This is a genomic window from Paeniglutamicibacter cryotolerans, from assembly GCF_014190875.1.
GTDB classification, from domain to species: Bacteria; Actinomycetota; Actinomycetes; order Actinomycetales; family Micrococcaceae; genus Paeniglutamicibacter; species Paeniglutamicibacter cryotolerans.
Genome location: NZ_JACHVS010000002.1, coordinates 296373 through 320205, shown reverse-complemented (window position 1 = coordinate 320205; position 23833 = coordinate 296373). Strand labels below are relative to the sequence as shown.

The window sequence follows — 23833 nt, the reverse complement described above, 5'->3', positions numbered from 1 at the left end:
ACGTTGGCAGAGTACTTGAAGACCCGGCGTGCGCTCGGATACACGTTAGTGCGCACCGAGAAACTGCTGAACCAGTACATCGACTATCTGCTCGCCTCTGATGCGGATGGGATCAGTACGGCAACAGCGTTGTCGTGGGCGAACCTGCCCCAGAAGTCGGACGGAAGCTGGCGCAACTACCGGTTGTCCGTTGTTCGCACCTTCGCCCGCTATCTGAGCATCTCGGACGCGGCGGTCGAAGTTCCTCCGATGGGTTTGCTGCCCTACTGCCCGCCGCGGGCCACACCGTATCTGTATTCGGCCTCCGAGATCACGGCGTTGATGGGCGCCGCCTCGATCCTGTCCTGCCCGCAACGGCAGGTAACGATGGCTACCCTGGTTGGGCTATTGGCTGCCACGGGTATGCGGGTCGGCGAGGCCATCCGGCTGGATATGACCGATATTGATCAGAGTCGGCAGTTACTGCGGGTCCGGGATACCAAATTCGGTAAGTCCCGTGAGGTGCTGCTGCATCCGACCGCCGTCACCGCGCTGGAAAAGTATCGCGCCGACCGTGCCCGGTGGCAGCCCAGAAGTGACTGCCCGGCACTGTTTCTGTCACTGGCCGGCACCCGGCTGTTGTATTGCAATGTTCACCACGCCTTCCGGCGGATGGTCACCGAGGCGGGGCTGTCGGCACGGTCACACAAGTGCCAGCCCCGAATTCATGATCTGAGACACTCGTTCACTGTTGCTTCGATGCTTGATGCCTACGCCGCCGGTGGTGACGGTCAGGCTCAGCTGGCGTTGATCTCAACCTACCTCGGGCATACCGATCCGGCCGCAACGTATTGGTACCTGTCCGCCGCCCCCGAACTCATGGCCGCGGCCGCTCAGCGCCTGACCGCATACGAGGAGCGATCATGACTGTTATCAATGCCACGTTGCAGTCCTTCTTCACGGACCGGTTGACTCGCCAGAAAGATGCCAGCAGCCACACGATCGCCGCCTACCGGGACACCCTGAGGTTGCTTCTCGTGTTCGCCGCCGCAACCCATAAAGTCCCGGCGTCGTCGCTGCAGTGGGACCAGCTCGATGCCACCGAGATCACCGCGTTTCTGGAACACCTGCAACACGATCGCGGTAACAGCGCCCGAACCCGCAACGCCAGGCTCAGCGCGATCCATAGCCTTTTCCGTTACGCGGCCCTGCACCATCCCGAACATGCTGCCAGCATCGCCCGGGTGTTAGCGATCCCACCCCAACGCGTTGATCGTCACCTCGTCGACTACCTCACGGACAGTGAGTGCGAAGCACTGTTGGCAGCGCCGGATCGCAGCACGTGGACCGGGCGGCGCGATTACACGTTCCTGGTCGTTGCCGTGCAGACCGGACTGCGTGTCTCGGAACTGATCGGCCTCACTGTCAGTGATATTCATCTGGGGGCTGGTGCGCACGTGTCTTGCCGCGGCAAGGGACGCAAAGACCGCATCACCCCGCTGACCAGGAAAACAGTCACCACGCTGCGCGACTGGGCGAAGGAAAAGACACCGACAGGCAGCGCCGTGTTATTTCCCACCCGCGCAGGCCGGCACCTCAGCCGCGATGCGATCGAACACCGCATCAAGCTCCATACCCGAGTAGCCACCGGGAGTTGTCCGAGCCTGGCCGACAAACACGTTTCGGCCCATGTGCTGCGTCACACGGCCGCGATGCGACTCCTCCACGCTGGCATCGACACCAGCGTCATCGCATTATGGCTCGGCCATAAGCAGGTCGACACCACACAGATCTACATCACCGCGGACCTGAAAGTGAAAGAAGACGCCATCGACCGCACTCGGCCGCTGAACAGCGTCCGGGGCAGATATCGTCGCCCGGATAACATTCTTGCCTGGCTCGGCACGCTCTGATTATGCCGACATCAATTCGCCGGAACCCGCACGGAATAAGGGCACCACCGGTGATATCGGCATAATCCGGACATCGGCATAATGCACCCGACACCGCTGCCATGAGGCGCCCTGGAAAACGGTGGCGATGGCCGTCTTGAGCCCCGCGTGCGCATCGGAGATCACCAGCTTCACCCCGCCCAGTCCGCGGGTCTTGAGCGAGCGCAGGAACGCGGTCCAGGACTTGCGTGCTCTCACTGTCACCGACGTCGAAGCCCAGCACCTCCCGCCGCCCGTCCGCGGCGACGCCGAAGGCCACCACGACCGCCTGGGACACCACCCGGTGATTCACCCTGGCCTTGCAGTAGGTGGCATCCAGGAACACATACGGGAAATCCAGGGCCGAGAGGTCCCGGTCCCGGAACGCGCCGACCTCGTGGTCCAGGTCCACGCAGATCCGCGAGACCTCGGACTTGGAAATTCCGGTATCGGCACCCAGGGCCTTGACTTTGATCTCGACCTTACGGGTGGAAACCCCATGCAGGTACGCCTCCATCACCACCGCGTAAAGGGCCTGGTCCACGCGCCGGTGCCGTTCAAGCAGGCCGGGGAAGAAGGAGCCGTGGCGCAGCTTGGGGATCTTCAGATTCAGGTCCCCGGCAGTGGTGGTCAGGGTGCGGGGGCGGGTGCCGTTGCGTTGGGTGGTGCGGTCGCTGGAGCGCTCGAACGGGGCGGCACCGATGAAGGCGGTGGCTTCGGCCTCGATGAGTTGTTGGTAGAGGGTTTCGGTCGCGGTGCGGATCCGGTCCGGGACATCGGTTTGTTTGAGTTGTCCCAGCAGGTCAAGCAGGGCAGACCGGTCTAGAGCCATCGTGTGTTTATGTCTTTCTGTGAGTTGCTTTGATCGGTACTCACTGACTTTCGCACGGTGGCTCGCTACTTTAAGCGGGCAACTCGCTGACTAGGGAAAATACACCACTCCAGGGGACGCAACCCACACCGCACCAAGACGATTGAGCTAACACGCAGGATTGCTTGCAGGTTTGGGAACTTCCAAAACCATGGATTGCGCAATCTGTTCGGTGCCAGCGGCTGTCCGCCCGTATCGGATCAAACCCTCCGTCCATGCCTGATGACGAAGAGCCGGTCAGCCGACCGGTGTTGTGTTCGGTCAAATACTGACTGGTAGTCCGCGTAGCAACACATATCGAAGTCGATGCAACGCAGTCACATCAGTCTCAAGATCACCGGCGACGACAAGAAGATCGGCGTCGCAGCCGGCGGCGAGCCGTCCCTTGCCTGCGCCGACCCCACATGCATCCGCCGCACCCGAAGTCGCCGTAGCCAAGGCCTCGGCGACGCTTAGGCCAGCGGTGACAAGCTCGCATACTGCGTACGGGAGTACTCCGTGGCGTTTTGCCGGCCCGATGCCGGAGTCGGCCCCGGACACCAGGCGCACTCCGCTACGGTACAGCCGGCCGACAAAGTCGGACCTGACCTGCAGGATCTCCTCAGCCGTCATTCCGATCCTCGCCAGCATAGCCCGTACCTCCGGCGGCGAGTTTTTCATCAGATGTGTGTCCAAGCCGAGGGTGGGACACACCGCGATGCGGCTCCGCGCAAGAGCCGCGAGCGTCTCTTCGCTGACCTGTCCGAAACCGCGGGCGGTGACGCAAGAGCAATGCTCTATCCCATCGACCCCGGCCGAGAGTGCCTGCTCCACCGCGGGAGTTCCATGCGCATGCGCCGTTACCGGCACACCGGCCGCGTGGGCACTGTCAACGATCAGCTGCAGCTCATCGGCGGTGAACTGGGTAAGCATCGCATCGGTGCCCGGAGTGTTGACACCGCCCGAGGCCATCACCTTGATGATGTCGGCCCCCCGTTCCGCCCGTTCTGCTACCGCCCTGATGATCTCCTCGGTCCCGGAAACCTCGCCCCCTAGGAAGTGACAGTGCCCGTTCGTACTTGTCAACGGCGGCCCGGAAGCAACGATCTGAGGCTCGATCACGGGGGCCGACAGCTGCCGATCCCGGCGCTCGAGGACGCAAAATCTCCGATCCCCCAGATCGCGTACCGTCGTCACACCCGCCATGAGTTGATCGTGCAACGCGGTGGAGATAACCTGCTCGATCTCCTCGTCGGAGAAGCCTGCGACCCGGCCCAAGGCTGAGACCCCGCTGTCTGTGACGAGATGGGTATGGGCGTCAATCAGACCCGGCAACAACGTCCCTTCGTGGTGCGTCACCTCGCAAAACCCGGGGATCGGAAACTCGTAGGACTCAACGCCGATGATCAATCCGCCTTCGATCAAGACTGTTGCGCCGGCAGCCATAAACGACTCACCGTCGTAGGCATGGCGAACCCGAATAGCATGCATGCACCCATTTTCCCCACCGACCCTCAGCCCTGCAAGACCGCGACGAGACTCATGAAAAGTGCTCGCGAAATGGGGTGCGTGCGCCGATACCCATGGAAAGTGCTCGTGAAATGGGGCCCACAAGAAGTTCCAGATCTCGGCCTTCACCTTGGATTCTCCCGATGCCGGTTTCCCGGGCTGCGGCACAGATGCTATCCCCCGGTTCAAGATCCGGAGGAACACCTCGCACAGGGGTTCGGGTTCCCGTTGGCGCACGGCCAGGAAGCACCGGCACTTTCAAGGAACGAAGTTGATGGAATGGGCCCGGCTGAACGCGGTCATTTCCTGGGGTGTACGGCGCCGGCTGGAGGGCTTGTCCGGGGCTGCCGAAACAGAAGCCGCTTTTCCCCTAATAAGGCGGAACCCTGTGATGGTGCGGCCGAGGTGTCCAGGGGTGCTGCCAAACACAGACCCTGCCGCTTAAACGAAAGCAGGTCCCGACCCCTTATCAAATAAGGGATCGGGACCGGTTGTGCCCAAGGTGGGACTCGAACCCACACACCTTTCGATACTGCATTTTGAGTGCAGCGCGTCTACCATTCCGCCACTTGGGCGGGCACAACGTCCGCTAGGCCGAGGCCTGACGGAAGTCGGCACCATGACGAATATTCTTCGTCCCGGTGCGGTACATAACTTTACATGTCACGGGTCGATATTGAGAAATCACCACCATGGAGCCGCGCGGCGCGGTCTCCTGCTTATTGTCACCACGGCAATCCACGGCTCTTCACCCGAGGTCAGGAAGGCTTTCCAGCCAGTGCGCACAACTGAATCAGCCGGTATACGACGCCCACCACCAACACCACGATGCCGGCGGCAATGGAGGGCCGTGGCAACGTGGCCACCAGCGTGAGACACCCAATGGCACCAAGCACCGCCACGATCCGGGGATAAATCCGCTCCCCCACCGGCTGCGTCAATGCCGAGACATTGGCAATGACGCAGTAGACCAGAACCCCGAACGAGGAGAAGCCGATGGCCCCACGCAGATCAACGGCCGACACCAGAAAACACACCACCACTGCCACCAGGATCTCGGCGTTGCGGGGCACCCGGTATTTCGGGTCCACCCGCGCCAGGAACCGGGGAAGGTCATCGTGGCGGCCCATGGCCAGGGCGGTGCGTCCGATACCGGCAAACAGGGCAAGCAACGCACCCAAAACGGCGGCCGCGGCACCGATCCGCACGATCGGGCCTGCCCAGCCCCATCCCCCGGCAACCACCAGCCGGACCAGCGGCTCGGTGGAAGATGCCAACACCGCGGGCCCCAGCACAGTCAGCAGCACGACGGCCACCAGCGCGTACAGCAACAAGGTGACGCCCAGCGCGATCATGATCGCCCGCGGGATGGTCCGGCGAGGATTCCTGACTTCCTCTCCCAGGGTCGCGATGCGCGCATATCCAGCAAAGGCGAAGAAGAGCAACCCCGCCGACTGCAGGATTCCATGGACCCCGGGGCCCGGCGATTCAAGCTGAGGTACTGCTCCCCTACCGGAGTTCACCGCCACCAACCCGGCCGCCAGGACCAACCCGAGCACCAGCAAGACGAACACCACAATGACCCGGTTCATTGCCGCGGTCCGGGTCACACCGAAGCAGTTCACCCCCGCGAGGACCACCACGGCGGCCAGAGCCACGGGCTTATCCCAGCCCGGCGGCGCTACATAGGCGGAGAAGACCAGGGCCATCGCGGCGCAACTTGCCGTCTTGCCAATCAGGAAACCCCAGCCGGCCAGGAAACCGGGCCACGGCCCCAGCCTTTTACGCCCGTAGAGGTAGGTCCCACCGGAGCTCGGGTAGCGGGCAGCGAGCTGGGCCGAGCATGCTGCATTGCAGAACGCGACGATGCCGGTAATGCACAGGCCCAGCAACAGCCCGGTCCCCGCAGCGGCGGCAGCCGGGGCGAAAGCGGCAAAGATGCCCGCACCGATCATCGATCCGAGGCCGATCAGCACCGCATCCCCGGTGCCGAGGGAACGCCGCAGCGCCGGTTCGGGGGTGGCTGTGCTCAACGGCCCGAACGTTTCAGGGACGGGGAGGAACTCATGGATGACATCGTCGCATCCGCCGGTGAACGCACGGTGAACGAGCAGAGCCGGACCCGATGCGCGAACCATCCGGAGCGATCCCGGCAACTGAGTCGAAAATCCCTTCAGCGCTGGGCGGATCACTCCCCGTTTACGGGGACGGACATACTAGGCTTGGCTGAGAACCACCCTTTGTCGACCCGGGCACCACCGGGATTCCAGGAGCAGCCCCCATGACTGAACTTCCCCAGATCACTCCGGTTCCAGCGCCGGCACCCGGCCCGGTCCCCCGCCGCGTCGTCGTCGCGGAGGACGAGACACTGATCCGCCTGGATATCGTCGAAATCCTGCGCGGTGAGGGCTATGACGTGGTCGGCGAGGCGGACAACGGGGAGAAGGCGCTGGCGCTGGCCCGCGAGCTGAAGCCGGACCTGGTCCTGATGGACGTGAAGATGCCGGTCATGGACGGGATCACGGCAGCGGAGACCATTACCAAGGAACGCATCGCCCCGGTGGTGCTGTTGACCGCCTTCAGCCAGAAGGAACTGGTCGACCGCGCCCGCGAGGCCGGCGCCATGGCCTATGTGGTCAAGCCGTTCACCCCGGCCGACCTGGTCCCGGCCATCGAGATCGCCATGTCCCGCCACGACCAGCTCGTCGCCCTGGAAAAGGAGGTCGGGGACCTGCAGGAGCAGTTTGCGACCCGCAAGCTGGTGGAGCGCGCCAAGTCGCTGCTGACCACCAAGATGGGCCTGACCGAGCCCGAGGCCTTCCGCTGGATCCAGAAGACCTCGATGGACCGCCGGCTCTCGATGCGCGAGGTGGCCGAGACGGTCATCGACCAGGTCAAATAGCCACATCCAGCCAAACCCCGAAGGGCGGCACCCCCCATACTGGGAGTGCCGCCCTTCGGCGTATCCCGGGTCCCCCCGGGTTCGGTGCTAGTTTCCGTTGGCCTTCGCGGCTGCCTCGGTGGCCTCCTGGTCGGTGGTGCGCCACGGGCCGACCTTTTCGCGGGCGGGCACAGACTTGCCCTCGACCAGCTGACCGGCATCGGCCAGGTCGCCGACCCGGTGGATGCGCAGCGTGTTCGTCGAACCGGACTGTCCCGGAGGGGAACCGACGGCGATCGCGACCAGGTCATTGACCTCGGCCAGGCCCTCCTGCAGCAGCGCCCGGTCCACCTGGGCGGTCATCTTGTCCGTATGGTCGGCGAATTCGACCAGACGGGGCTGGATCCCCCACATCAGCGTCATGATGTTGTAGGTCTGCTTCAACGGGGTGAAGGCCAGCACCGGCAGCTTCGGGCGCAGGCGCGAGAGGCGCCGGGCCGAATCGCCGGACTGCGTGAACGCCACGATGTATTTGGCGTTGAGCTGGTTCGCCACGGTCACCGCCGCACGGGTGATGGCACCGCCGCGGGTCTTGGGCTGGGTGCCCAGTTCCGGGATCCGGTCCAGGCCGTGGCGTTCGGTGGATTCGATGATCCGGGCCATCGTTTCCACGGTCTCGATCGGGTAGGCTCCGACCGACGTCTCGCCCGAGAGCATGACGGCGTCGGCTCCGTCGAGCACCGCGTTGGCGCAGTCCGAGGCCTCGGCGCGAGTCGGGGTCGGGGACTCGATCATCGACTCGAGCACCTGGGTGGCGACGATGACCGGCTTGGCCCAGCGCCGGGCCAGTTCGATGGCGCGCTTCTGCACCAGCGGGACCTCTTCGAGCGGCAGTTCAACGCCCAGGTCGCCACGGGCAACCATGATCGCGTCGAACGCGTCGATGATCTCATCCAACGCGTCCACCGCCTGCGGCTTCTCGATCTTGGCGATCACCGGCAGCCGGCGGCCCTCCTCGTCCATGATCTCGTGGACCCGGGAGATGTCGCTCGCGTTGCGCACGAAGGACAGGGCGATCATGTCGACGCCCGCGCGGATGGCCCAGCGCAGGTCATCCTCGTCCTTCTCGCTCAGCGCCGGGACGTTGACTGCAACGCCGGGCAGGTTGATGCCCTTGTTGTTGGACACCTCTCCGCCCACCACGACCTCGGTAATGACCGAAGTCGTGGTGACCTCGGTGGCCCGCAGCGCCACCTTGCCGTCATTGATCAGCAGGATGTCACCGCGATTCACGTCGGCCGGCAGGCCCTTGAACGTGGTCGAGCACAACGCGCCGGTGCCCAGCACGTCGTCGATGGTGATGGTGAAGGTGTCACCGACGGCAAGCATGTGCTTGTTGTCGTCGATGAAGCGGCCCAGCCGGATCTTGGGCCCCTGCAGGTCGGCGAAGATGCCCACGGGGCGACCGAGTTCAACGGAAGCCTGGCGCACATTGGCCAGGTTCTCCGCATGCATCGAGTGGTCGCCGTGGCTCATGTTCAGGCGTGCTACATCCACGCCGGCGGCAAGCACTGCCAGGGTCTTATCGTAAGTTCCGATCGCAGGGCCGAAAGTGGCCACGATTTTTGCGCGTCTCATAGGCTTCAGCCTATCCGCCTTTCCGTTCTAGAGTCCCGATGCCGCCAGCGTGGCGTACCGGTCACAGCATGCTGATGGCCCGGTCGCCGGGTGCGACGGGGGCCGGAAGGCGAGTTTCGCCCATCAGGTATTTGTCCACTGCCGCGGCGCAGGAACGCCCCTCGGCGATGGCCCACACGATCAGGGACTGCCCGCGGCCGGCATCCCCGACGGCGAACACCCCCGGTGTGTTGGTCATGTAATAACCATCGCGGGCGACGTTGCCCCGGTCATCAAACTCGATGTCGACCTGCTCGGTGAGGCCAGCCGGCTCCGGGCCGGTGAAGCCCAGGGCCAACAGCACCAGGTCGGCTTCGATGATCCGCTCGGTTCCCGGCAGCGGGACACGCGCCCCGTCCACGAACCCGGTCCGCGCCACCTTCAGCCCGGTGAGCACGCCGTCCTGCCCGGTGAATTCGATCGTGGAGGCCAGATAGGTGCGCTCACCGCCTTCCTCGTGGGCGCTGGCAACCTCGAACAGGTTCGGGAACATCGGCCACGGCTGGTGTTCCGGTCGTTCCTGGCCCGGCTGGTGTCCGATGGCCAGCGTGGTGACTGAGGCGGCGCGTTGGCGATGGGCGGTGCCGATGCAATCGGCGCCGGTATCTCCGCCGCCCAGGATCACCACGTGCTTGCCGGCGGCGTCGATCGGATCGGCGACATCGAGCCCGGCGACCAGGCGGTTGGAAGCCACCAGGTAGTCCATCGCGTGGTGCACCCCGGCCAGGTCCCGGCCCGGGATCGGCAGTTCACGCGGCACGGTGGCGCCGGTGGCCACCACCACCGCGTCGAAGCGGCGGCGCAGCTGGTCCCAGGAGATGTCCTTGCCCAGCTCCACGTTGGTCCTAAAGCGCGTGCCCTCGGCCCGCATCTGCTCCACGCGCCGGTCAACCAGGTCCTTCTCCAGCTTGAAGTCCGGGATGCCGTAGCGCAGCAGCCCGCCGATCTTGTCATCGCGCTCGTAGACGGCAACCGTATGCCCGGCGCGGGTCAGCTGCTGGGCCACAGCCAGTCCGGCGGGACCGGAACCGACTACGGCGATCGTCTGGTCGGTGTGCCGCTGCGGCAGCACCGGGTGCACCGATCCCTGCGCAAAAGCCGTGTCGGCGATGGACACCTCGATCTGCTTGATCGTCACCGCGGGCTGGTTGATGCCCAGCACGCAGGAAGACTCGCAGGGGGCCGGGCAGAGCCGCCCGGTGAACTCCGGGAAGTTGTTCGTCGCATGCAGGCGTTCGGCGGCATCAATCATGCGGCCCTTGTAGGCCAGGTCGTTCCATTCCGGGATCAGGTTGCCCAACGGGCAGCCCTGGTGGCAGAACGGGATGCCGCAGTCCATGCAGCGCGAGGCTTGCGCCTTGAGCACATCGGGGGTCTGCGCCTCGTAGACCTCCTTGTAGTCCATGATGCGCACGGGCACGGGGCGCCGGACCTGGGTCTGGCGTTCGGTGATGTTCAGGAATCCGCGTGGATCAGCCACGGGTCACCTCCAGAATGCGGGACCAGACGGTTTCGCCGTCGAGGTCCAGGCCTTCGGCTTGCGCCCGGGCCCTGGTGGATTGCACTGCCGCGTAGTCGCGCGGCAGCACCTTGGTCAGCCGGGCTGCCGTATCAGGGAAGTCGGCAAGCAGGCACGCGCCGAGCGCCGATCCTGTTTCCTCCACGTGCCGGGCCAACAGCCCCTGCACGTGCGCCGATTCGGCGGCGTCCGGGTGCTGCAGCAGCAGTTCGCCGTCGGCGAGCGCGTGGGAGTTCAGCAGCTCCGGGTCCAGGTCCAGCACATAGGCCGTGCCGCCGGACATGCCGGCACCGAAATTGCGTCCGATGGGACCCAGGATCAGCGCCATGCCGCCGGTCATGTATTCGCAGCCGTGGTCGCCGATGCCCTCGACGACGGCCGTTGCACCGGAGTTGCGGACCAGGAAGCGTTCCCCGACCATGCCGGAGAGGAACATCTCGCCGCTGGTCGCGCCGTAGCCGATCACGTTGCCGGCAATGACGTTGTGCGCCGCGGCAATGGGCGCCGCCCGGTCCTGGCGCACGATGATGCGACCGCCGGAGAGGCCCTTGCCGACGTAGTCGTTTGCATCGCCGAACAGGCGCAGCGTAATGCCCTCGGGCAGGAAGGCACCGAGCGACTGCCCGGCCTGCCCGTGCAGGCTCACGTCGATGGTGTCGGTGGCCAGCGTGTCGATGCCGAAGGCGCTGGTGACCTCGTAGCCGAGCATGGTGCCCACCGAACGGTCGGTGTTCGCCACCTCCAGCACGATCCGCACCGGGGCGCGTTGCTCCAGCGCATCGGAGGCCAGCTCTATGAGCCGGTTGTCGAAGTGCTCATCGAGCCCGTGCTCCTGGCCGGTGACCCGGCGCACCGGGGAATCCGGGCCGGGGCCCTCCCCGGCGAATACCGGGGCCAGGTCCAGTCCGGCGCTCTTCCAGTGGTCGATGGCCGAACGCCGATCCAGCAGCTCGGCGTGGCCGATGGCCGCCTCGATGCTGGCGAACCCGAGGGAAGCGAGGATCTCTCGCACCTCCTGGGCCAGGAACTCGAAGAAGTTCACCACGTGCTCGGCCTGTCCGGTGAAGCGCGAACGCAACGCCGGGTTCTGCGTCGCTACACCCACCGGGCAGGTGTCCAGGTGGCAGACGCGCATCATGATGCAGCCGGTAACCACCAGCGGGGCCGTGGCGAAGCCGAATTCCTCGGCGCCGAGCAGCGCCGCGATGACCACGTCGCGCCCGGTCTTCAGCTGCCCGTCGACCTGCACCGTCACGCGGCCGCGCAGCCCGTTGAGCATCAGCGTCTGCTGGGTCTCGGCCAGGCCGAGCTCCCAGGGAATGCCGGCGTGCTTCAGCGAATTCAGCGGGGAGGCTCCGGTGCCGCCGTCGTGGCCGGAGACCAGCACCACGTCGGCCTTGGCCTTCACGACCCCGGAGGCCACCGTGCCGATGCCGACCTCGGAGACCAGCTTCACGTGGACGCGGGCTTTCGGGTTGGCGCGCTTGGCGTCGTGGATCAGCTGGGCCAGGTCCTCGATCGAGTAGATGTCGTGATGCGGCGGCGGGGAAATCAGCCCGACCCCGGGTGTGGAGTGCCGGGTCGCGGCGATCCAGGGGTAGACCTTGTTGGCAGCCAACTGACCGCCCTCCCCGGGCTTGGCTCCCTGGGCCATCTTGATCTGGATGTCGTCCGCGTTCGCCAGATACAAGCTGGTGACGCCAAAGCGACCCGAGGCGATCTGTTTGACTGCCGAGCGGCGTGCCGGATCCAGCAGACGCTCCACGTCCTCGCCGCCCTCGCCGGTGTTCGATTTGGCACCGAGCCGGTTCATCGCGATGGCCAGCGTTTCGTGGGCTTCCTTCGAGATAGAGCCGTAGCTCATCGCACCGGTGGAGAACCGCTTGACTATGGCGGAGACCGGTTCGACCTCATCAATGTCCAGGGGCGTACGCCCGGCCTTGAATTCCATCAGCCCACGCAGCGTCATCAGCCCCTTGGCCTGCTCGTCGACCCCGGTCGTGTAGGCCTTGAAGATGTCGTAGCGGCGTTCGCGGGTGGCATGCTGGAGCCTGAACACCGTTTCTGGGTTGAACAGGTGCGGCGGGCCCTCTCGGCGCCACTGGTATTCGCCGCCGGTCTCCAGCATGCGGTGCGGTTCGGGATTGCCGTCGGCGGGGTAGGCGCCGGCATGGCGCAGCGCGGTTTCCGCCGCTATGGCATCGAGCCCGACGCCGCCTAGCTGCGAACGGGTGCCGGTGAAGTACTGGTCGACCACGCGCACGGAGATGCCCAGCGCCTCGAATGTCTGCGCCCCGCAGTAGGAGGAGACGGTGGAGATGCCCATCTTCGACATGATCTTCAAAACGCCCTTGCCCAGCGCCTTGATCAGGTTCGCGTGGGCGCCGGCGGCGTCCACGTCCCCGAGTTCGCCGCGCGAAGCCATGTCCTCGACGGTTTCCAAGGCCAGGTACGGGTTCACCGCCGAGGCACCGTAGCCGATGAGCACAGCCACGTGGTGCACCTCGCGCACATCGCCAGCCTCGACCAGCAGCGAGGCCTTGGTGCGGTTGGCGCTCTTAAGCAGGTGGTGGTGCACGGCGGAGGTGAGCAGCAGCGACGGGATCGGCGCCCAGGCGGCGGTGGAGTCGCGGTCCGAGAGCACGATGAAGCGGATGCCGCGGTTGATCGCCGCCGAAACCTTCTCACAGATTTCCTGCAGCCGGGCACGCAGTTCTGCTTCCCCGCCCTCGGGCCGGTAGAGCCCACGGACCTTCAACGCCACCTTGTTGCCGTCTTCGCCGCGCAGGTTGGCGATCTTGGCCAGTTCGTCGTTGGTCACTACCGGGTAGTCCAGCGCGACGTGGCGGGAGGAGACCTTCTCCAGGCTCAACAGGTTCCCGTCCGGTCCGATCGAGGTGGAAAGCGAGGTGACCAGTTCCTCGCGGATGGCATCCAGCGGCGGGTTGGTCACCTGGGCGAAGGACTGGGTGAAGTAGTCGAAGAGCAACCGCGGCTTTTCCGAGAGCACGGCGATCGGCGTATCGGTGCCCATGGCACCGAGCGGTTCGGCACCCTTCGCTGCCATCGGGGCGAGCAGCATGCTCAGTTCCTCGTTGGTGTAGCCGAAGGTGCGCTGGCGTAGGGCGATGGAGGCCGGGTTGTGGACCACGTGCTCACGCTCGGGCAGCGATGAGAGTGGGATCAGGTTTTCCTTGACCCAGTCTGCCCACGGGTTGGCGGCTGCGACCTCCGCCTTGACCTCGTCATCGGGGATGATCCGTCCGGCTGCCGTATCGATGAGGAGCATCTTGCCCGGTGCCACACGGCCCTTGGCGACGATGCTTGCCGGGTCCACCGGCAGCACGCCGACCTCGGAGGCCAGGATGACCAGTCCCCCATCGGTGACCCAGTACCGGGCCGGGCGCAGTCCGTTGCGGTCCAGCACCGCCCCGACCAGCGTTCCGTCGGTAAACGAAACGGCCGCCGGGCCGTCCCACGGTTCCATGAGCATCGAGTGGTACTGGTAGAACGCGCGCCGGTCGGCATCCATGGTGGCATGGTTTTCCCAGGCCTCGGGGATCATCATCATGATCGCCTGGGTGATCGGGCGACCGGAGAGCATCAGCAGTTCGGCGACCTCGTCGAACGACGCCGAGTCCGAGGCTCCGGGGGTGCAGATCGGGAACAGCTCCTCCGGATCCTCGCCCAGCACTGCCCCGGAGAGCTGGGCCTGGCGGGCGCGCATCCAGTTGCGGTTGCCCTTGACCGTGTTGATTTCGCCGTTGTGCGCGATGGTGCGGAACGGCTGGGCCAGCGGCCAGGACGGGAAGGTATTGGTGGAAAAGCGCGAGTGCACGACTCCCAGCAGGGTGGTGTAGCGCGGGTCGGTAAGGTCCGGGTAAAACGATCCGAGCTGCGCCGTGGTCAGCATGCCCTTGTAGACGATGGTCCGCGAGGAGAAAGACGGGAAGTAGACACCGTACTTGTTCTGGGCGCGCTTGCGCAGGCGGAAGGCGCGCGCGTCGAGGTCATTGGCCGCGTCCTCGGCGACGACGAAGAGCTGTTCGAACGCGGGCATGCAGGCAAGTGCCATGTCTCCGATGGTCGAGGAATCGATGGGCACCTCACGCCAGCCCAAGACCTCCAGGCCCTCGGTGGCTGCCAGTGCCTCGATACCCGAGCGGGCTTCGCTTCGGTTTGCCGCATCGGCGGGCAGGAAGGCGTTGCCCACGGCGTAGCTGCCGGCCCCGGGTAGTTCGAATCCGGTGACGTCGCGCAGGAACGCGTCCGGGATCTGGGTGAGGATGCCGGCGCCGTCGCCGGTTCCCTCGTCGGCGCCCACTGCGCCACGGTGTTCGAGGTTGCGCAGCGCGGTCAGTGCCGACACGACGATGTCGTGGCCGGGCACCCCGCGCAGGGTCGCGATGACGGCCAGGCCACACGCGTCCTTCTCGTTGTCCGGATGGTAGAGGCCATGGGCTCCGGGCAGGTTCGAAAACAGGGCGTTGGGCGGGGATGGGTCCCCGCCGGAAACCGGCGAGGCGTTCAGTTGGACTCCGGTGATGCTCATGAGTCGTCCTTTCTCCAAGTGTTGTGCCGTGAAGGGCGGGGACGACATCGGCCCCAGGCAGGCGGCCAGGTACAGGTCCCGGCCATCTTCGTACAAGGGTTTTCGAGGGGTCGCGAACGCGGGTCGGCGAGGTGGTGGGACCGTCGGACTCAATCGACCCGTTGGCGTCGGGCCCCGATGTGGGGGCCGGGCGCTGAACGGGGATTCCACGTCCTTGTGGTGTGTGCGGGCGGAACGGGTTTACCGTGCCGGGCCTGCTGCAACGTGGCTGATCGGGGCCCGTGGGGATCAATCAAACCAGTTATCGAGGTATTCAGAAGATTAGCACCCACACCGCCGGATGTGGCCGGAAGCACCTCCTTGTTACATGGATTTAACCTGGCTCGGAGCGTCGGCAGCCTTCCCGCGCGCAATTCGTACCCCGAATGCGTCAGCGGGCCCGGTCGCTGCGCCCGCCGCTCGCGTGCACCGCGGGCTCTCACAATCTACCTATTGACACAAACTAGTTTGTGGTACAAACTTATTTGCATAGAAGCAGATTGTCCATCAGTAAGGACTACGCAGACCATGAACTCCATTCCAGCCCCCGACCAGCCCCTCGACCCTCGGGCCGCCCTCGCCTCCATCACCGCGGCCGAGACGAGCACACGCAAGTCCATCGGCCCGAACGTCGCGGTCCTGTACTTTGTCTGGGCCGCCGCCTACCTGCTGGGTTACGGCCTGCTGCAGGGTTCCACCGCCGGATGGCTTCCACTGCCCTTCGCCTCGGCACTCCTCATCGGGGCGGTGATCCTGCTGGCCGCCATTGTCTTCTCCGCCTGGGCAGGCATCCGCTCGGGCCGACAGATCCGCGGCGATTCCCGGTTTGCCGGCATGGCCTACGGCATGAGCTGGATGGCCGGATTCACCACCTTGGCTGTTTTCTCCATCGCGCTCTTCACGCTCCTGCCGGACGCCGAGCCGGAAACCACCGGCTGGCTCATCAACGCGGTGGCCATCATGATCGTCGCCATCATGTACATGGCAGGGGCCGCGATCTTCCATGACAAGCCCATGTTCGTCCTCGGCGCCTGCTTCGCCGTCGTGAACATCGCCGGACTACTCGCCGGCCCCACGCTGTTCATGGCCATCTTTGCCCTAGCAGGACCCGTTCTCCTCGGCGCCGCCGGTATCCTCGCACTCATCATGGCCCGCCTCCCGGCGATCCCGGAAGCGGAGTAGGTCATGGCCGAACTTGATCCGCTCATCCATGCCGATGCCAGGCTCCGCGTCATGTCGGTGCTGAACACCCTGGGACCCCGGAACTCGGTGAGTTTCCCCAAGCTCCGGGAGATCCTCAGCATGACGGCTGGAAACCTCTCCACCCATCTACGCAAGCTGGAAGATGCCGGTTACATCAGCCAGACAAAGGTCATCGAGGGACGCAGCCCCGCCACTTACCTGGGCATCACGGCCACGGGCATGGCGGCATTCGATACCTATAAGAAGCAGCTCATGGAACTCCTCTAGACCCCATGCCGACGCCTGCATTAACCTGGCAGGCCCGTCACGGCATGCTCCGCTGCATTCCACCCGGGCTGCCCCACCCCAGAGATACGCTCCGGGGGCCGTCCCCCGAGGACGGGCCGCAAGGGCCCCGGGCCAAGGATGGATCAGGAGACTACGGACGTCGATGTCCCCGGAATGGAAGCCAGCCATCATGGACGCGGCAAGCTGGGGCTACATCGGCAGGGGACTTTTCGTCCTCGCCGGCGTCAACACGCTCGGGCGCTGGTCGCGGACAAGGCCGAACCGAAACCCGAAGGCCCTGGGGGCGATCCGCCAGCCGAAGATCATCCCGGTGGTCCGCTGGATCGTGTTGCCCCTCGGGACCCTGCCCCTGCTGATCTGCGGCATCGTGCCCATGCTTGCTGCTGCGCTGCTGCTGACCATCTACGTCAACTGGTACGTCGTCTTCCGGCATGCCGATATGGTGCTGCGCACCCGGTGCCGCAGGATCAAACGGATCCGCTACAAGGACCTCGATAAGGTACAGCCGTCTCCGCCAGGGCATGGCTCCCCTGTTGACGTTGCGAAGCACCGCCGGGACCAGGATCGAACTGAATTCGATGGCCTTCGACGTGACCCCGGCCCTGGACGCCATCGGGTAACGCGAAGACTTCGTTCGGCGGAGGGAGGAACCCCACGTGCTGCCGGGGAACCGCTAGCCCGCGGATCCGTCGGACTCGACGAGGTAGAACCGGGCGGCAGCGTCCCGGGGAAAGGCGAAGGCCGCAGCGTGATCGCTGCGGCCTTCGCCTTTCCCCCGGAGGGGACATAGCCCGGGGGTGCTATTTCGCGTCGGGTTCCGGCACGTCGGGTCCGTCGTCCGGAGTGTCCTTCGGGTCCGGGGCCCCGCCCGTGGAGTCCGCGTCGGCCTCGGTGGCCGTCTTCACGGAACCGGCCTCGACCTTTTCCTCGACCGGCGCGCGGCCGGGCAGGTAGATGCCCGGGTCCGGCTGCGGCCGCAGGCGGATGAGTACGTAGAGCAGTCCGATCAGGCCCATGATGACCAGCCCGATGGCCAACCACATGTGCACGCGCAGGCCGATGCCCAGGATGTTGATGATCTCGGCCGGGTCGATGCGCATGGTCTCCATGAGGGTGCGCCCGATGCCGTACCAGATCACATAGGACCAGAACATGGAGCCGCGGTGCAGCTTGAACTTGCGGTCAAGCAGCAGCAGCAGCCCCACACCGGCCAGGTTCCACAGCGATTCATAGAGGAACGTGGGCTGGAACAGCGTTCCCGGGGGCAGGCCAGGCGGGAAGTTGTGGCTGGTGTAGTCGATCTGCAGACCCCACGGCAGGGTGGTCGGGGTGCCGAAAAGCTCCTGGTTGAACCAGTTCCCCCAGCGCCCGAAGGCCTGTGCCAGCAGCACCCCGGGGGCCGCGGCATCGGCGAAGGCCGAGAGCCGTACCCCGGCGCGGCGGCAGCCGATCCAGGCGCCCAGCGCGCCGAGCGACACGGCTCCCATGATGCCTAGGCCGCCGGCCCAGATCTGCGGGATCTCGGACCAATGCGCCTGCATGCCGTTGAGCCCGAAGTAGTACTCCGGGTCGGTGATCAGCACGTGGTAGAGCCGCCCGCCGACGATGCCGAACGGGATCGCCCAGATGCAGATGTCCCAGACGGCTTCGGCCGGGGCCCCGCGCCTGTTCCAGCGCCGGCTGGTCATCCACATGGCAACGACGATGCCGGCCAGGATGCACAGCGCATAGGCGTGGATCGTCAGCGGTCCGATATGGAACTGGGCGAACTGCGGCGGCGGGCTCGGGATCGAGGCGGGAAGCAGGCCGGGCATCATGCCCCGGCCCTGCCGCTGAGCGCAGCTGTCAATTCACCGACGGCGGGCACCCCGCCCGCGCCGAGCGCCGCGACCAGTGCCGTGCCGACGATGACGCCGTCCGCGTAGGCACCGATCTCTTCGACATGGGAGCGGTTGGAGACGCCGAGGCCAACGCAGGCGTATTGCGCGCCGGCTGCCTTGGCCGCTGCGACGACGGACTGCGCGGCGTCCGAGACGTTGCTCCGGGCCCCGGTGACACCCATGATCGACACGCAGTAGACAAAGCCGCGGCTGGCCTCGACCGTGGCCGACATGCGCTCGGGGGTGGAGGACGGGGCGACCAGGAAGACCCGGTCCAGCCCGTACTTATCCGATGCGACTAACCATTCGGCCGCCTCGTCGGGGATCAGGTCGGGGGTGATGAGCCCGGCTCCCCCGGCCTCGGCCAGGCGGCGGGAGAACTCGTCCACGCCCATGCGCAGCACCGGGTTCCAGTACGTCATCACCAACACTGCCGCATCGGTGCGCTCGGTGATGCCCTTGACGATGTCGAAGACCTGGGCGACCTTGAAGCCGTCGGCCAGCGCCTGGACGGTCGCCGCCTGGATCACGGCGCCATCCATGACCGGATCCGAGTACGGGATGCCGACCTCGATGATGTCCGCGCCGTTCTCGACCATGGCCACCGCCGCGTCGATGGTCCCCTGCACGTCGGGAAAACCGCCGGGCAGGTAGCAGATCAGTGCCGCGCGGCCCTGTTCCTTGGCGCGGGCGATGGCGGCTGCCGATTTGGAAGCGCTCATTTGTTTTCCTCCCCGGAGGACTCGATGATGTTGAACCATTCGGCTGCCGTGCCCACGTCCTTGTCGCCGCGGCCCGAGAGGTTCGCGATGATGATCAGTTCCCCCGGTACGGCGCCGGCGGCGATCTTGCGCTTGGCCACGCGCAGCACGCCGGCCAGGGCGTGCGCCGACTCGATCGCCGGGATGATGCCCTCGGTGCGGCAAAGCAGCGAGAACGCGTCCATGGCCTCGGTGTCGGTGACCGGCTCGTAGCTCACGCGTCCGATGTCGGACAGGTAGGCGTGCTCCGGGCCGACGCCCGGATAGTCCAGGCCCGCGGAGATCGAGTGCGACTCGATGGTCTGGCCGTCATCGTCCTGCATCAGGTAGCTCTTGGCGCCGTGCAGCACGCCCGGGCGGCCCAGGGTGATGGTGGCTGCGTGGCGTGGCGTGTCAACGCCGTCTCCGCCGGCCTCGAAGCCGTAAAGCTCCACCGACGGGTCATCCAGGAAGCCGTGGAAGATGCCGATGGCGTTGGATCCGCCGCCGATGCAGGCGCCGACGGCGTCGGGCAGGCGGCCGGCCTGCTCCAGGATCTGGGCCCGGGCCTCCTCGCCGATGACCTCGTGGAAGTAGCGGACCATGGCGGGGAACGGGTGCGCCCCGGCTGCCGTACCCAGCAGGTAGTGGGTGGTGTCGACGTTGGCCACCCAATCGCGCAGCGCCTCGTTGATGGCATCCTTCAGGGTCTGCGAACCGGCCGTCACCGGGATCACCGTGGCCCCGAGCAGATTCATCCTCGCGACGTTCAGCGACTGCCGGCGGGTATCCTCGGCGCCCATGTAGACCACGCATTCCAGGCCCATCAGGGCCGCGGCCGTCGCCGCGGCGACACCGTGCTGCCCGGCTCCGGTTTCGGCGATGATGCGGGTCTTGCCCATCCGCTTGGCCAGCAGTGCCTGGCCGAGCACGTTGTTGATCTTGTGGCTGCCGGTGTGGTTCAGGTCCTCGCGCTTGAGGAAGATGCGCGCGCCGCCGGCCTCCTGCGAGAAGCGCTTGGCCTCGGTCAGCAGCGAGGGCCGGCCCGAGTAGTTGCGGTTCAGCTCCAGCACCTCCGCGGCGAACTCCGGATCGGCCTTGGCCTTCTCGAAGGTGTCGGTGAGTTCGTCGAGGGCCGCGATCAGCGACTCCGGCATCCAGCGTCCCCCGTACTCCCCGAAGTAGGGTCCAGGGGCGTGGCGCAGGGAGGCACCGGCCAGGAACGCATCGGCCGTGTCCTTCCCCTGCTCTGCTGGTTCGCTGGGTATGGAATTCATGATCGCGTCCTGTTCTTCATCAGTGGTCAGGGTCTGTGGGGTAACGGTGATCGCATGCGGCCCGGATGGTCCATTGCCGGGCCGCATGCGCTCGCCCGCTTAGGCGGAAGCGGCGCTCCGGGCCGGCTTGGCCGCCGTTCCGGCGGCGATGAATGCCGCGATGGCCGCCTCGGGGTCGTTGTCCTTCACCAGCGCCTCGCCGACCAGGATCGCGTCGGCGCCGAAGGCGGCATAGCGCGCCACGTCGGCCGCATCGCGGACCCCGGATTCGGCGATGATCACTGCCTCGGAGGGAATCAGGGAGGCGAGCCGCGAGAAGGTCTCGCGGTCCACGTCCAGTGTCTTGAGGTTGCGCACGTTGACCCCGATAATCCGGGCCCCGGCCGCCACGGCGCGGGCGACCTCCTCCTCGGTGTGGGTCTCGATGAGCGCATTCATGCCCAGTTCGTGGGTCAGCGCCAGCATCCGGTTCAGCTCCCCGTCATCGAGTGCGGCGACGATCAGCAGGACCAGGTCCGCCCCGTGGGCACGGGCCTCGAAGATCTGGTAGTCCTCGACGGTGAAGTCCTTGCGCAGCAGCGGGGTGTCCACTGTCGCCCGGACGGCGTCGAAGTCCGCGAGCGAGCCGCCGAAACGGCGTTCCTCGGTCAGCACCGAGATCACGGCGGCGCCACCGGCCGCATAGCGCGCCGCGAGCACCGCCGGTTCGGGGATGTCGGCCAGGGCGCCCTTGGAGGGACTGCGCCGCTTGACTTCGGAGATGACCTTCAGCGTCGCATCACGCACCGCCGCATCGACTCCGCCGCCGAGCGCCGCCAGCGCGTCGCGGGCCGGCGGGGCCGCAGCCGCGGCGGCACGGATTTCGGTTTCACCAATGATGGCACGACGGGCGTCCAGGTCAACCCGAACGCCCGCAATGATGTCCTGAAGAACGCTCACGCCTAGTGGCCGCTACCGGACTTGGGGCCGCCGACGCCGTAGCCGAGCTTCTTCATGACCCAGCCGGCCACGAAGCCGGCAATGACGACTACGATGCCGACCAGAACGACCGGGGTGTTGGCCAGGGTGAAGCCGATGGTGCCGACCAGAAAGCCGAGGAGGCTGATCCCGACGAGCGTCCAGGCTGCCACCGAGTTGCCGTGGCCGATGGGCTCGGCATGCATCGGATCGATTACCTGTGCGGACTGGGCTACGTTGTTAGCCATGGTGGGATACTCCTCTTCACCGTTTGCTGACCGGGGACGTTGCCCCGGGCGGAACTTCTAACCATTCTGCCATTGTTTGGCACCTGCGTACGCCAAGCGGGACTCCATGTTGCGACCACTCAGTCGGTCGGGTCCTCTCCGCGCGAGAGCGAATCCCAGCCGTTGATCTGATCCATCTCCACTTCGTCGCCGGTCGCGGCTTCGGCCCCCGAGGCGGCCTCGGCGCGGGCATACTTCTTACTCGAGGCCCAACCGCGCCCGGCCACTGCCAGCAACACGGCCGATGCCACCAGCCAGACCCCGGCCACCACGGCGACCCAGGGCCACAAGGTCACCGAATAGTCGGCGGTGATGGTCTTCAACCCGGTGGCGTCGCCGACCTTGGATGCGGCGGCGCCGACCGGGTTCAGGGCCGCGACCAGGGCGGAACCGGCGATGCCGATCCCGGCGCCGAGGATGACCACGGCGATGATCCATCGCGCGACCTTGCCGGCTATGGCAGCGGCCACCGATCCGGCCAAGGCCACGACGGCGAGCGCCGCGACGGCCGTGGCGGCATCGGACCCTGCGACGACGATGTTGGGAATCTTGACCGAGCTCGTCTCGGGGAAAACGGTGATCCAGGTCCGGGTGCTGGTGGCGAGCGTGAGCACGGCACCGATCACGGAGGCGAGGATGACGTTGCGCTTGCCCAACAGCGCCTTGCGCGGTGCTGGCTGTGTTTCGGCGGTGCTCATTTGTCTTCCAGTCCGGCCGGGGCCATTGTTCCTGCTGCCCAGACGGCGCGCAGGGGTGCCGCCGTCTTGTTCACCGTTTCCAGTGCTTCCGCGTCAAGCTGCGAATCAGCGACGATGCCGCCGCCGGCCTGCACGTACGCGCGCCCGTCCTTGATCAGCGCCGAGCGGATGGCGATGGCCATGTCCATGTCCCCGGCGAAGTCCAGGTAGCCCACGACGCCGCCGTAGACCCCGCGCCGGTGCGGTTCGAGCTCATCGAGCAGGCGCAACGCCCGCGGCTTGGGGGCCCCGGACAGCGTGCCCGCGGGGAAGGTCGCGGCGAGCACGTCGTACCCGTCCTTGCCCTTTTCCAGGCGGCCGACGACGTTGGAAACCAGGTGCATGATGTGGCTAAAGCGTTCGACCTCCATGAACTGGGTGACCTCGACGCTTCCCGGGACGCAGACCTTGGAGAGGTCGTTGCGCGAGAGGTCCACCAGCATCAGGTGCTCGGCACGTTCCTTTTCGTCGGCCAGCAGGTCCTTCTCGAAGAGCGCGTCGTCCTCGTAGGTGGCCCCGCGCGGCCGCGATCCGGCGATCGGGTGCGTGACCACGTGCGCGTCGTTGACGGTGACCAGCGCCTCCGGGGAGGAGCCGACGATCGAGTAGGTGCCGCCCCGCGCGTCCTCGAGCGAGTACAGGTACATGTAGGGGCTCGGGTTGGTGGCGCGCAGGATCCGGTAGATGTCCAGCGGGTCGGCTGCCGTCTCCAGCTCGAAGCGGCGCGAAACGACCACCTGGAACACCTCGCCCTCCACGATGGCCTCTTTGCCGCACAGGATCGCCTGCCGGTAGGAGTCCTCGTCCCAGGAGTGGGTGACGGCTGCCATCAGCTCATCAGCCGGAATGTCGGTGCCCGAGAGCACCGACACGCTGGCTGGAGCCGGTTCGGTGAGCTTTTCCAGCATCTCGCGCACGCGCCCGACGGCCGAATCGTAGGCGGCGTCGACGCCGGATTCCAGCCCGTTGAAGTTGATCGCGTTGGCGATCAGGGTCAGCGTACCGTCGGTGTTGTCGTGCGCTGCCATGTCGCCGACCAGGTTCATGGCGATTTCGGGCAGGTGCAGGTCGTCGACGGGCGGGTTGGGCAGCTTCTCCCAATGCCGGACCGCTTCCCAGCCGACGAAACCGACCATGCCGCTGGTCAGCGGCGGCAGCCCGGTCAGCGGTTCGGTGCGCAGCGCACGCACCGTATCGCGCAGCACCTCGACCGGGTTTCCCTGCGTGGGCACCCCGGCCGGGGGCGTACCGATCCAGTGTGCCGCACCGTCGAGGGTGGTCAGCGTCGCCGGGGAACGCGTGCCGATGAACGAGTAACGGCTCCAGACCCCTCCGGCCGCCGCCGATTCCATCAGGAAGGTGCCGGGTCGGCCGTTGGCCAGGCGCTGGTAGATCGCGATCGGGGTCAGCGCGTCGGCCAGCACGGTCATCGTCACGGGAACGACGCGACGCTCTGCTGCCAGGTGCCGGAACTGCTCGCGGCTGGGGGTAATCACACCGAGTACATGCATGGGGGTTCCGGGAATC

General features: G+C 66.2%; 18 protein-coding genes, 1 tRNA gene and 1 pseudogene. 6 read left to right on the top strand and 14 right to left on the bottom strand.

Features of this window, described 5'->3' with window-relative positions:
• Window positions 1-48 precede the first annotated feature (48 nt).
• Both E9229_RS14595 and E9229_RS14590 read left to right on the top strand, forming a co-directional pair.
• Window positions 49-906 carry a tyrosine-type recombinase/integrase gene (locus E9229_RS14595; protein ID WP_221184670.1) on the top strand — a complete coding sequence of 286 codons (858 nt, stop codon included), beginning with the start codon at window positions 49-51 and terminating at the stop codon, window positions 904-906.
• Window positions 903-1892, top strand: coding sequence for a tyrosine-type recombinase/integrase (locus tag E9229_RS14590; protein WP_183512352.1), 990 nt, complete (start codon window positions 903-905; stop codon window positions 1890-1892). Before E9229_RS14595 ends, E9229_RS14590 begins: the two co-directional genes overlap by 4 nt.
• A gap of 78 nt (window positions 1893-1970) precedes the next feature.
• Here the strand turns inward: E9229_RS14590 and E9229_RS14585 are convergent.
• The 4 genes and pseudogenes from E9229_RS14585 to E9229_RS14570 all read right to left on the bottom strand — a co-directional run.
• Window positions 1971-2742, bottom strand: a pseudogene (locus E9229_RS14585) (IS256 family transposase); the annotation flags it as partial.
• A 300-nt stretch (window positions 2743-3042) separates the two neighbouring features.
• A complete protein-coding gene (locus tag E9229_RS14580) occupies window positions 3043-4251 on the bottom strand; it encodes an amidohydrolase family protein (RefSeq protein ID WP_183512351.1) in 1209 nt (402 codons plus the stop codon).
• Window positions 4252-4763: 512 nt separating this feature from the next.
• A tRNA-Leu gene (locus E9229_RS14575) sits at window positions 4764-4844 on the bottom strand.
• A gap of 183 nt (window positions 4845-5027) precedes the next feature.
• Window positions 5028-6302, bottom strand: coding sequence for an APC family permease (locus E9229_RS14570; RefSeq protein WP_246380790.1), 1275 nt, complete (start codon window positions 6300-6302; stop codon window positions 5028-5030).
• Between the two features lie 248 nt (window positions 6303-6550).
• Between E9229_RS14570 and E9229_RS14565 the strand changes: the two genes are divergently transcribed.
• A complete protein-coding gene (locus E9229_RS14565) occupies window positions 6551-7171 on the top strand; it encodes an ANTAR domain-containing response regulator (protein ID WP_183512349.1) in 621 nt (206 codons plus the stop codon).
• A gap of 87 nt (window positions 7172-7258) precedes the next feature.
• Here E9229_RS14565 and pyk read toward each other — a convergent pair whose 3' ends face one another.
• From pyk to gltB, 3 genes are all read right to left on the bottom strand, one after another.
• Window positions 7259-8788 (bottom strand): pyruvate kinase, encoded by a 1530-nt coding sequence (pyk, locus tag E9229_RS14560; protein ID WP_183512347.1) that lies wholly within the window; start codon window positions 8786-8788, stop codon window positions 7259-7261.
• Window positions 8789-8849: 61 nt separating this feature from the next.
• Window positions 8850-10307 (bottom strand): glutamate synthase subunit beta, encoded by a 1458-nt coding sequence (locus E9229_RS14555; protein ID WP_183512346.1) that lies wholly within the window; start codon window positions 10305-10307, stop codon window positions 8850-8852.
• Window positions 10300-14898: a glutamate synthase large subunit gene (gltB, locus tag E9229_RS14550; RefSeq protein ID WP_183512345.1), complete on the bottom strand. Its 4599-nt coding sequence runs from the start codon at window positions 14896-14898 to the stop codon at window positions 10300-10302. The genes E9229_RS14555 and gltB overlap by 8 nt, the downstream gene beginning before the upstream one ends.
• Window positions 14899-15465: 567 nt before the next feature.
• Between gltB and E9229_RS14545 the strand changes: the two genes are divergently transcribed.
• The 3 genes from E9229_RS14545 (at window position 15466) to E9229_RS14535 (ending at window position 17218) form a co-directional block, all read left to right on the top strand.
• Entirely contained in the window at window positions 15466-16119 is a 654-nt protein-coding gene (locus E9229_RS14545; protein WP_183512344.1) for a hypothetical protein, read from the top strand.
• 3 nt (window positions 16120-16122) lie between these two features.
• Entirely contained in the window at window positions 16123-16407 is a 285-nt protein-coding gene (locus tag E9229_RS14540) for a transcriptional regulator (RefSeq protein WP_183512343.1), read from the top strand.
• A gap of 190 nt (window positions 16408-16597) precedes the next feature.
• Window positions 16598-17218 (top strand): hypothetical protein, encoded by a 621-nt coding sequence (locus E9229_RS14535; RefSeq protein WP_183512342.1) that lies wholly within the window; start codon window positions 16598-16600, stop codon window positions 17216-17218.
• 10 nt (window positions 17219-17228) lie between these two features.
• Here the strand turns inward: E9229_RS14535 and lgt are convergent, their stop codons facing one another.
• From lgt to E9229_RS14500, 7 genes are all read right to left on the bottom strand, one after another.
• Complete coding sequence (gene lgt, locus E9229_RS14530; protein WP_183512341.1) at window positions 17229-18245, bottom strand: prolipoprotein diacylglyceryl transferase; 1017 nt, start codon at window positions 18243-18245, stop codon at window positions 17229-17231.
• Window positions 18242-19030 carry a tryptophan synthase subunit alpha gene (gene trpA, locus E9229_RS14525; RefSeq protein WP_183512340.1) on the bottom strand — a complete coding sequence of 263 codons (789 nt, stop codon included), beginning with the start codon at window positions 19028-19030 and terminating at the stop codon, window positions 18242-18244. Before trpA ends, lgt begins: the two co-directional genes overlap by 4 nt.
• Window positions 19027-20325 (bottom strand): tryptophan synthase subunit beta, encoded by a 1299-nt coding sequence (trpB, locus tag E9229_RS14520; protein WP_183512339.1) that lies wholly within the window; start codon window positions 20323-20325, stop codon window positions 19027-19029. The genes trpA and trpB overlap by 4 nt, the downstream gene beginning before the upstream one ends.
• Before the next feature lie 99 nt (window positions 20326-20424).
• Entirely contained in the window at window positions 20425-21264 is an 840-nt protein-coding gene (gene trpC, locus E9229_RS14515; protein ID WP_183512338.1) for an indole-3-glycerol phosphate synthase TrpC, read from the bottom strand.
• A gap of 2 nt (window positions 21265-21266) precedes the next feature.
• Window positions 21267-21530, bottom strand: a complete 264-nt coding sequence (locus E9229_RS14510; RefSeq protein WP_183512336.1) for an HGxxPAAW family protein — start codon at window positions 21528-21530, stop codon at window positions 21267-21269.
• A gap of 119 nt (window positions 21531-21649) precedes the next feature.
• Entirely contained in the window at window positions 21650-22267 is a 618-nt protein-coding gene (locus E9229_RS14505) for a Trp biosynthesis-associated membrane protein (protein ID WP_183512335.1), read from the bottom strand.
• Window positions 22264-23817, bottom strand: coding sequence for an anthranilate synthase component I (locus E9229_RS14500; protein ID WP_183512334.1), 1554 nt, complete (start codon window positions 23815-23817; stop codon window positions 22264-22266). The genes E9229_RS14505 and E9229_RS14500 overlap by 4 nt, the downstream gene beginning before the upstream one ends.
• Window positions 23818-23833 lie beyond the last annotated feature (16 nt).